The organism is Pseudaeromonas pectinilytica, assembly GCF_054780855.1.
This window is the reverse complement of sequence record NZ_BAAGVN010000101.1, coordinates 1-6,072: the sequence shown is the minus strand read 5'-3', so window position 1 is coordinate 6,072 and position 6,072 is coordinate 1. Positions and strand designations below refer to the sequence as shown.

9 protein-coding genes and 1 pseudogene are annotated in these 6,072 nt (G+C 58.1%); 3 read left to right on the top strand and 7 right to left on the bottom strand.

Features of this window, described 5'->3' with window-relative positions:
- Positions 1-119: 119 nt before the first annotated feature.
- The 3 genes from ACYVG7_RS07265 to ACYVG7_RS07255 are packed head-to-tail and all read right to left on the bottom strand — an operon-like array spanning position 120 to position 1,328.
- Positions 120-296: a hypothetical protein gene (locus ACYVG7_RS07265; protein WP_202118822.1), complete on the bottom strand. Its 177-nt coding sequence runs from the start codon at positions 294-296 to the stop codon at positions 120-122.
- Positions 283-462, bottom strand: coding sequence for a hypothetical protein (locus tag ACYVG7_RS07260; protein WP_160387565.1), 180 nt, complete (start codon positions 460-462; stop codon positions 283-285). The genes ACYVG7_RS07265 and ACYVG7_RS07260 overlap by 14 nt, the downstream gene beginning before the upstream one ends.
- Positions 459-1,328, bottom strand: coding sequence for a DNA-binding protein (locus tag ACYVG7_RS07255; RefSeq protein ID WP_460882522.1), 870 nt, complete (start codon positions 1,326-1,328; stop codon positions 459-461). The genes ACYVG7_RS07260 and ACYVG7_RS07255 overlap by 4 nt, the downstream gene beginning before the upstream one ends.
- 211 nt (positions 1,329-1,539) lie before the next feature.
- Here ACYVG7_RS07255 and ACYVG7_RS07250 point away from each other — a divergent pair, with 211 nt between their 5' ends.
- Entirely contained in the window at positions 1,540-1,806 is a 267-nt protein-coding gene (locus tag ACYVG7_RS07250) for a hypothetical protein (protein WP_275058448.1), read from the top strand.
- Between the two features lie 481 nt (positions 1,807-2,287).
- On the opposite strand, the gene ACYVG7_RS07245 is transcribed toward ACYVG7_RS07250, so the two are convergent.
- From ACYVG7_RS07245 to ACYVG7_RS07230, 4 genes are all read right to left on the bottom strand, one after another.
- Positions 2,288-3,484 carry a replication initiation protein gene (locus ACYVG7_RS07245; RefSeq protein ID WP_275058447.1) on the bottom strand — a complete coding sequence of 399 codons (1,197 nt, stop codon included), beginning with the start codon at positions 3,482-3,484 and terminating at the stop codon, positions 2,288-2,290.
- Between the two features lie 239 nt (positions 3,485-3,723).
- Entirely contained in the window at positions 3,724-4,053 is a 330-nt protein-coding gene (locus tag ACYVG7_RS07240; protein WP_162791158.1) for a hypothetical protein, read from the bottom strand.
- 122 nt (positions 4,054-4,175) lie between these two features.
- Complete coding sequence (locus ACYVG7_RS07235) at positions 4,176-4,478, bottom strand: hypothetical protein (protein ID WP_058657678.1); 303 nt, start codon at positions 4,476-4,478, stop codon at positions 4,176-4,178.
- The gene (locus ACYVG7_RS07230) at positions 4,475-5,107 is read right to left on the bottom strand and encodes a ParA family protein (RefSeq protein WP_194857283.1); all 633 of its coding nucleotides are present in this window, start codon (positions 5,105-5,107) and stop codon (positions 4,475-4,477) included. Before ACYVG7_RS07230 ends, ACYVG7_RS07235 begins: the two co-directional genes overlap by 4 nt.
- Before the next feature lie 192 nt (positions 5,108-5,299).
- Here ACYVG7_RS07230 and ACYVG7_RS07225 point away from each other — a divergent pair.
- Positions 5,300-5,557: pseudogene (locus ACYVG7_RS07225) on the top strand (IS4 family transposase); the annotation flags it as partial.
- 119 nt (positions 5,558-5,676) lie between these two features.
- Positions 5,677-5,826 carry a VOC family protein gene (locus ACYVG7_RS07220; RefSeq protein ID WP_214456238.1) on the top strand — a complete coding sequence of 50 codons (150 nt, stop codon included), beginning with the start codon at positions 5,677-5,679 and terminating at the stop codon, positions 5,824-5,826.
- The last annotated feature ends 246 nt before the right edge of the window (positions 5,827-6,072 follow it).

Here is a 6,072-nt window from a genome sequence, read left to right as displayed (position 1 = left end):
ATTACAGGAGAATTTCATGACCCACCGCAAACACAGCCACGCATTTGGAACTATCACCCTGACCGTTACGGCCTGCCTGCTTCTATGGGGTTTTCAGTTGCCAGCTTGGGCTGGTGACGCTACCCAGCAGCCTGCGCCTCACGCGCCCACCATGCAGGTTTTGCTGCACATGCGTTAAGCACATTGACGATCATCATCAGGATTTCAGGATCGCCGTCATGGGCCACCTGAACGAGCATCGCACCAGCACGGCGGATTTCATCTGAGAGTTGCTGTAGTTCATCAGGTGTCGGCATTGTCGTCATCCTCAAGCGCGGCTTGAACCGTGGCAATCCTTGCCGCTCGACGACGAGCTAGCTCTTCACGCGCCCACTCGCCATCACGTTGCATTTCATCACGCAAAGCATCCAGCTCTGCCGGGGTCAGCAGCCTCACATCACCCGACGCATATCCTTGACTCATTTGCCACCCGAACCGCGATCAGACCTCTGCTGGACAGCAGCAAGTAGAGTGGCATTCTGAGCCTGTACAGCCTCCAACTGACCCGCCAGCTTTGCAGCATATTCACGGGCTTCTGACGCATCATGCCGAGCCTCTTTTGCCTGCCCCAGCAGCTCGGTAATCCGCGCTGCATCCTGCTCCATCCGCGCCCGGTAATCGGCGTGTGCCTGAGCATCAGCAGCGGCTTTGGCCTTTTGCTCGGCCAACTCACCTCGCAGCGCCTCGATCTTCACGCCTGCGTCGCGACGGGCAGCATCCAGCTCCGAGCGCACGGCTTCGTGGGCATCAGCAGTGGCCCGTGCAGCTTGCTCAGTGGCAACCAGACGCTCACGCAACTGGGCCAGCTCGACAGCCTGCGCCTGCCCATGAGACTGAGCCTCACTGAGCCGCCTTTCCAGCGATTCAACTTCCGCCTGCGACTCGTCCAACCGTGTCTCCAGCTCGTCAACCGTCTGTGCGGCATCGACCAGCTCCCGCTCCGCCTGCTCACGCTGCTCACCAGCAGTGCGCAACACTTCGGCGACCCGGCGCTCAGCAGCCTTGACCGCCTTGTCGTTCAGCTCGACGGCCAGCGTCGCAAGTCGCTCTGTCAGCGACTTGGTGACAGCAGCGACCTCCTCAGCCACCTCGACCGGCAGCTCCGCCACAGGCTCAGCCTCCGTCGTGTTCTTCGCAGCCAAATGCTCGTCCCACACTTGCTTGAGGCGATTGGGGTTGCCGCCACCGACCTTCTGGCGCAGGGCAAAGCCGGTCACATTGCGACCAGCGGCCACAAGGGCTTCACCAGCCGCGACGATCTCTTCCGGGGAAAACTCAGCAGGGCGCATAACCGATCCTCCATCACATGAGGACCTCATTATAACACAACAAACGAAGAAACGAACAAACAAATAAACTAACAAACTAAAAAGGTCGCCTGTCCTCCCGGATGTCGAGCACGAGCTGCCGCCTCGCCTGCGGCGCGTTGGCTGGCCAGCCGCCGACGCCGGAAAGACTGCGCTATTCCGTCGCCGTCGCCCGGCTCCGCAGAGGGCATTGGTGAAGATGCGGCCAGACCGCTTCGCGCTGGCAGACCTCGGCCAGCAGGACAGGCTCGACGAGATCGTCACCGATGCAGCACGCGGCCTCGAAGACACGTTCGACGTGAACGAACGCTCGAACACGAGCACAGGGAAATCGACGGATGGTGACTTGCATGACTTGGCCCTCCGATGGGCAAGTGAAAACACATCACCATCTTGGCGTCACGACACCACCGGCAGGAAGCAGCAAGCTGCTTTTCAAGTAGCTCCGGTCATTTTTTAAATGACGAGTAGCCGTAAGGAGGGCGGTGGGTAGGTTCAAGGGCGTAGCCCGCCGAGCCTGCCCACGCGGCCAGTCCGGCAAGATCGGACGCAGGAAGCCCGAAACCGGCAAGGTTTCGCGGTCGCCAAAGGCTTGAAATCAACCACTCAAACGCTGGAAACACGCGAGGACGACAACCGCTTTACCGCCGCAACGAAGTCGAGCCGCAGGAGGTGCATAGCCAAATAATCGCACCGCCACCACCTTTGTCTGCACGGGTATCGAAAAACCTGGCCACCAACTGCAACATGCAACCGGAGAGTGGCCGCATCCTTCACCGGCTGAAAATCCTGATCGCGCTTCCAATGCAACCCGAGGGCATCAAGAGCTTTTGTCACAACCATCGACCGAAGCGACTCCAGCAGCTCAGGGCTAAATGATCTCTTTGCCATCACCCCCGAAATGCTAGGGCTACTCAAAAGCGAAAGCCCCCCGGACTGCACTACGAAGAATCGACAGGCTCCAAATCGAACCCCTTGGCGATCAAATCAACCACAGAGGCACGGGGGGCAGATACCTGATGTACACCATGCTTAACATCCGATCTGGGTGCTGCGACCACCTCCAATACGGCGACAACTGCTGGTTTGAGCACTTCGGTCAGGACATGCTTGTAGGCCGCGACGGTCTGTCGAGAGAGGCCCGCCAGACGCGCAATAGCGGCTTGAGTGAGGGTTTCGCCCTTCTGCTGGAGCTGGCGGCAGGCAGCCCGAATCTTGGACTCTGTGGCCTTCTGCCTGACCTCGTGCGTGCGTGCGGCTGCAAGTCGCTGCCGCTCAACCAGCGGCAAGTCCTTATCGAGCTGCATCACGCCTCGATGGCAGCGGCTATCACCCCGGTAACGATCCCATGTCCAGCGGGCGACCGATTTCACCGTGGCACGCAGCGAGGACAGGGGCAGGTCGCCGGAGAAGCCGAGCTTATGGAAACTGTTGCGGTTATGTGCGTAGGCTTCCAGCAAGCGGGTGAAGGTCGAGAATGACCCCTTTTCGCGCTCGCGGTTGACGATGGAATAGGCGTAGTAGCGCAGGTGCTCGAACAAGATGCAGTGCCGCGAATGGCTGACCTCATCGAGCTGCGGCCCTTTACCCCACGGCGAGGACACGGCCAGCTCCACATAGTCGGCCAGCTCGCCCAGCTCATAGATGTGGCTGTGTATCTCCCATGTCAGCCACCACGGATGGCCGGGAGTTTTGGCGACCGGCCCGCTGTGGAAGTCTGTGTCAGCGTCCAGACGGGCGGCGAACGCCTCGTAGATCGCCTTCATGTAGGCGATGGGTTTTGAGCGGGCGCTTTCTGTCGTGCAAACGGGGGGGATGGCGTAGTACAGGTGGCTATGGCCACTCTTGCGGTTGCGCACGATCAGGTTGGGGGCTGGCAAGCCCGCATCCTCCCAGATGAGCGCGTTTGAGTGATCGAGGTCGAAGATCAGCCAGCTCACCATGCCCGGTCGATTGACCTGCATGTATGGATAGCGAATCGCGTACTCACGAGGACGGATGCGCGTAGCGGTCTTATCGTCGGAGCACCGGGGCAGGTAAGGAGCTTCAAGCAGCACGCGATTCAGGGCGGTGCCGCCCTGAAAAAACCGCTGTGTCGGTGCTTCGTCGCGTGCTGCGACGGTGGATTGTCGAGCCATACCCCTCCGCTGCCCGCGCAAAAACGCGGGCAAAAACTTGCCTACCGGGGGGTTGGGACGTAGAATGAGGGCCTGTGATGGTTCCCTCGGGTGAGACACCGACCGCCAAGTCGATTGCCCCTCCGGCTTTGTTTCTCTACGTCTCAACGCCCCCCGAAACTTTGCACAAAGCCCCGCGCCAACGGGGCTTTTGCTTTTTCGGTGCCTTGTCTCTGGTGCTACTCGATAGCTCTAACTCCTCAAACGCCCAGCTTGCCTTGAGCACTGCGCCCAAATCCACGCCGAGCTGATGCCTTCTTGCCGCGAGAAACGAACCCTCTCGCATCCAGCTTGAACTCATTGATACCGCAGTCCTGCATTGCGGAAACCAAACCATCAATACTGGTGAAATAACGAGGCTCAGTCCCCCTCGCCGTACCCAGAATCCGCTCACCATCACCGACGAGCGCAACCCCAACCAGTAAGCCTTGGCCGTCATCATCGAGTCGGATCACCGCACCTGTAACAGCACCGGTATCGACCAACTCGCGCAATGTCATTGGGCTAACGACGCCCTTTGGTTCTCTCATGGCCATCTTTATACCGCCTCCACGCCATACGTGCAAGTTATTCCATCGAGTATGGACTAGAGTCCATGTTCTCTGCCAGATAAGGAATTAGATAGCTAGCTAGCTTGATAGCTAGCTATCTTTCACTCAATACCGAAATGCTGTTTGAGCAACCGCTCAACGATCTCGGTTTCCGTCACTCGATGGCCCGGTACTGACTCTGCATTTGCGGCGTCCTTGAGGGCTTTGGCGATGTCCCACCGCATCCGAAAAAGCTTCTGGACGGTCGGCACGGGCGGCTCATCTGCGGCAGGTGCCGCAGATTTGGAAGAATCCCGATGCGCCTTGTCAGCAACATCCCCCGCTCCACCTTCCAGAAAAGCAGTCGGGTCTTTCAGTGGGGTGGCAATGCCTGTGAGGTCAGGTTTTCCGCGCATCTTCTTCACTCCGTCACCTCCTTGAAGAAGGCTTCCATTTCCGCAATCGCAGCCTGATCCTTGCCCAGCTCCTGCACGATCGCACCTTCGCCGATGGCGCGACGGAAAGCCACGCGCTCGCAAACCTTGGTCGGCAGCACAGTCAGCTCCTGCTCGGCCAGAAACTCCAGCATCTCAGCGGCGTCCTTGGTGCGCGGATCGACGCGGGTCAGCAACACGCGCACATCGAGGTCGGGGTTGTAGTCACGGGCCAGCTCGACCACTGTCAGCAGATCGGTCATAGCTGCGGCATCGAGGTTGGAAGCACCTATCGGGATAACTGCGCGTTGAGCGAGCAGCAAAGCGGAACGCAACCCCACCGAGTCGCGGCCACCGGCATCCACCACAACATGCGAGAAGCCGCTGGCAAGCTGCTTGCCTTCGGCCAGGATCGCTTTGCCCGCGAGGCATGTCGTCGTCGGGCTGGGCGTGTATCCCTCATTCTCTCGCCGCCACGCGGCCCAGCTCGCGGCACTCGCCTGCGGGTCGCCGTCAATCAGCAAGGTCTTGCCCTGCCGGGCCAGCATCGTGGCGAGATGGACGGCGGTCGTGGTCTTTCCCACGCCGCCTTTGGTATTGACCACAGCAAAGATCGTCACGTCATCATCCTCCAGAGTTGAGCTAGATAGCTAGCTATCACAAGACACAACGAGATTATAAAGATAGCTAGCTAGCTATCACAAGAAGGGAACGAAAAATAAATATTTTTATGGTCTATAGTCCATCTGCAAAACCATAAATCCCTTTATTTATGCGTGTTTTAGCGGCTTTTTATGTGGCCGATCGACATGATGTTATTAGCCATCAAGGGCTATACTGCAAGTCAGCTGAGTTTTCATATGGCCTCGGTCTATTTAATCCAAGAACTCAGTTGTTTGCCGTTTGTTTCACCGGGTAATGTTCCGGCAAGGGTGGCCGAGCTGGATAAGCAGGCAGAGCAGTTCATCTTACCGACGAGACGAGAGCGAAGTTACCCTCGATGTGTAAAAGCCAGGCCAAAGAAGTATGCAATCAGAAAACCTAATAAAAACAATGCCAGTCAGCGTTAACTGACTGGCATTACACCTCTACCGGCGTCTTTGCCATCACCAAACCCATAGACGGTAACGCAGCCTGCAAGGGCAATGGCAGCACCATAGGCTTTAATGCCAAGAGTGCCGGGGGGGAGGTGGAGGCCTGGCATGCCGCCGGTATCGCCAATGGCGGAGTGAGCTGCGAAAATCCGCCCGGCGTGCGTCAGGGCACCATAGGCGACCTCTATCTGGCCTATCTGCTGGATCCCGCCGGCAACAAGATCTGCGCCCTGCATCGTCTGTAGCTATTACCCACGAAAAGGACACCCAGCCTCGGCGGCCAACCTCAATTGATGGGTGTCCCCGAGCCCGCCGTTTCCATTATTGGCAAGGAATGAGCTATTTCTGCGATTTTTATGAGTAGTGCGTTTGCCTCATCAAGATCAAAATCTGTTTGTTGACGCTTTTGGCGCTGTTCCCTTTACGTGTTGTTGACTATTTTCACCCCACCCGATAGCCAAGATTTTGCACTGTTGGGCTCTTGGTTGTAG

What these genes read in the sequence shown, in the direction of transcription:
- ACYVG7_RS07265 (WP_202118822.1), bottom strand. Translation starts at nt 296, where the DNA reads ATGCCGACACCTGATGAACTACAGCAACTCTCAGATGAAATCCGCCGT.
- ACYVG7_RS07260 (WP_160387565.1), bottom strand. Translation starts at nt 462, where the DNA reads ATGAGTCAAGGATATGCGTCGGGTGATGTGAGGCTGCTGACCCCGGCA.
- ACYVG7_RS07255 (WP_460882522.1), bottom strand. Translation starts at nt 1,328, where the DNA reads ATGCGCCCTGCTGAGTTTTCCCCGGAAGAGATCGTCGCGGCTGGTGAA.
- ACYVG7_RS07245 (WP_275058447.1), bottom strand. Translation starts at nt 3,484, where the DNA reads ATGGCTCGACAATCCACCGTCGCAGCACGCGACGAAGCACCGACACAG.
- ACYVG7_RS07240 (WP_162791158.1), bottom strand. Translation starts at nt 4,053, where the DNA reads ATGAGAGAACCAAAGGGCGTCGTTAGCCCAATGACATTGCGCGAGTTG.